Origin of the sequence: Candidatus Thiosymbion oneisti, assembly GCF_900092655.1 — a bacterium.
GTDB lineage: Bacteria > Pseudomonadota > Gammaproteobacteria > Chromatiales > Chromatiaceae > Thiosymbion > Thiosymbion oneisti.
The window spans coordinates 1-2386 of record NZ_FLUY01000746.1; the positions used below are offsets into that span (position 1 = coordinate 1).

Below are 2386 nucleotides of genomic sequence, written 5' to 3' on the forward strand. Positions count from 1 at the left end.
CTCGTTCCCACTGGAGCATGGGAGCCAGAAAAAGAACCACGGATAGACACGGATAAACACAGATTGTGATCCGTGTTTATCCGTGTCCATCCGTGGTTCTAATAAGGACACGAACCTTCATGCTTGTCTTTTTCGTGATTTTCGTGGTTTATAGGATGCGGTTCAAAGGCAGCTTTCGGTATCGGCGAGCTCCTGGTCGCGGCGGTGGTAGCCGTGCTTGTCGATCAGGCGGCGGGCCTGGGCAAGATCCTCCCGCAAGGTTCAAGCCGTAGGTACTCAGTTCTTGCTTTTGTCGACCAGCTGCTGCGCGCGGATCCAAGGCATCATCGCGCGCAGCTGCTCGCCCACCTGTTCGATCGGGTGTTCCTTGCTCAGACGGCGCAGGGCCTTCAGCTTGGGGGCACCGGCCTGGTTCTCCAGGATGAACTCCTTGGCGAATTCGCCGGACTGGATGTCGGCCAGGATGCGCTTCATCTCGGCCTTGGTCGCGTCGGTGATGATGCGCGGGCCACGGGTGAAGTCACCGTACTCGGCGGTGTTGGAGATCGAATAGCGCATATTGGCGATGCCGCCCTCGTAGATCAGATCGACGATGAGCTTGACCTCGTGGAGACACTCGAAGTAGGCCATCTCCGGGGCATAACCGGCCTCGACCAGGGTCTCAAAGCCGGTTTGGATCAGAGCGATCAGGCCTCCGCAGAGCACCGCCTGCTCGCCGAACAGATCGGTCTCACACTCCTCGCGGAAGCTGGTCTCGATGACGCCCGCCCGCCCGCCGCCGTTGGCCGCGGCATAGGCCAGGGCGAGGTCTCGGGCGCGGCCGCTGGCATCCTGGAAGACGGCGATCAGGCTGGGCACGCCACTGCCCTGGGTATAGGTCGAGCGCACCAAATGTCCGGGACCCTTGGGTGCGATCATGATCACGTCCAGGTCCGCGCGGGGCTCGATCTGACCGAAATGGATATTGAAGCCGTGGGCGAAGGCCAGGGCGGCGCCCTGCTTGATGTTGGGAGCGATCTGCTCCCGGTAGAGCTGGGCCTGATGCTCGTCCGGGGCCAGGATCATGACCACATCGGCGTCCTTGGCCGCATCCTCGATGGTCTTGACCCGGAGCCCCGCAGCGGTTGCCTTGGCGGCCGACGCCGAGTCGGGACGCAGCCCCACGACCACCGAGACCCCGGACTCTTTGAGGTTGTTGGCGTGGGCGTGGCCTTGGGAGCCGTAACCGATGATGGCGACCTGCTGGTCCCGGATGAGAGAGAGGTCGGCGTCTTGGTCGTAGAAGATCTTTATGGACATTGATGGTTCCTGGAACTATCGGATCGGGTGGTCCGCAAATTATACCCATCGCCCTTGGGTTGTGCGGAAGTTATCCGCAAATGAACGCCAATCAACGCCAATCGGTCGCAAGAGATCACAATTCTGTTTTCTGTCCGCAGATCATTTCGTTTTCAACCTGCGAAAATCTGTGTAATCTGCGGATAGATCGAAGCGACCGGATCATTTTTCCCATACTCAATCCGAACCTGGGCGGTTCCGATTTCTACCGCCGATGAACGAGAATAAACACGGAAGGGACGATACTTGATCCATTTGCGTTGATTGGCGTTCATGTGCGGATAAATCTCCGGAATCGGGTCTCAGGCGTAGATTGCAGCAAGGGCCAGCTCGGCGCCGACGCTTCCGAGTCGAACGCTATCTTCCGGGCCATAGACCGTCGCATCCCATCCATCGGAGCGGCGATAGACCTCCACCTTCTGCTCGTCCTGTGCCACCAGCACATATTCCTCCAAGCTCGCCAGCCTGCGGTAGGCGTAAAACTTGTCGGAACGATCATCGCGCTCGGTGGAGTCGGACAGCACCTCGATGATCAGTTTGGGACGCTCGCTGTAATAGCTGTTGTCGGTAAAGGGCCGGCATTCCACATGGAGGTCCGGGTAATAAAAGCGCTCTTCAAATGCCGTTTTAATGTAGACCTTTACGTTCTCCATGTAGACCCGACAGGGTTTACCGGCAAGTCCGTTACGCAACAGCAGCGCCAGGTTCAACGCAATCCTGTTGTGCGCCTTGGTGGTGCCCACCATGGCGAAGACCTCGCCATTGACATATTCGTGGCGTACCTCGGCGATCTTCTCGCCTTCCAGGTAGTCCGCCACGGAAATCCAGCTGTGCTTGGCTGCTACGCCCATTGCCATGCCTCGAATCGATTTTGAGAGCGATCCTGATCGATAGGAACACCATGATAATAAACAGGATACGGCGGCGAGTCACGCTACAATTTCGTTGGGTAGTGGCTCAGTTCGCGAAAGAACGGAAATTGCGAAAAAACGCAATGACGCAAGGACGCCAAGCCGCAAAGAAAGAACAAAGAAACTTTGCGTCTTGG

Annotated in this window: 3 protein-coding genes; all 3 read right to left on the minus strand. The window is 57.9% G+C overall.

Annotated elements, in window-relative coordinates:
• Positions 1-276 precede the first annotated feature (276 nt).
• The 3 genes from ilvC to BQ17_RS08010 all read right to left on the minus strand — a co-directional run bounded on the left by ilvC (position 277) and on the right by BQ17_RS08010 (position 2195).
• Positions 277-1299 (minus strand): ketol-acid reductoisomerase, encoded by a 1023-nt coding sequence (gene ilvC / locus BQ17_RS08005; RefSeq protein ID WP_089725955.1) that lies wholly within the window; start codon positions 1297-1299, stop codon positions 277-279.
• 152 nt (positions 1300-1451) lie between these two features.
• The gene (locus BQ17_RS21640) at positions 1452-1613 is read right to left on the minus strand and encodes a hypothetical protein (protein WP_176722348.1); all 162 of its coding nucleotides are present in this window, start codon (positions 1611-1613) and stop codon (positions 1452-1454) included.
• A gap of 27 nt (positions 1614-1640) precedes the next feature.
• On the minus strand, positions 1641-2195 hold the full coding sequence (locus tag BQ17_RS08010) for a Uma2 family endonuclease (RefSeq protein WP_256091518.1): 555 nt from the start codon (positions 2193-2195) through the stop codon (positions 1641-1643).
• Positions 2196-2386: the final 191 nt, after the last annotated feature.

What these genes read in the sequence shown, in the direction of transcription:
- BQ17_RS21640 (WP_176722348.1), bottom strand. Translation starts at nt 1,613, where the DNA reads ATGAACGCCAATCAACGCAAATGGATCAAGTATCGTCCCTTCCGTGTT.
- BQ17_RS08010 (WP_256091518.1), bottom strand. Translation starts at nt 2,195, where the DNA reads ATGGCAATGGGCGTAGCAGCCAAGCACAGCTGGATTTCCGTGGCGGAC.
- ilvC (WP_089725955.1), bottom strand. Translation starts at nt 1,299, where the DNA reads ATGTCCATAAAGATCTTCTACGACCAAGACGCCGACCTCTCTCTCATC.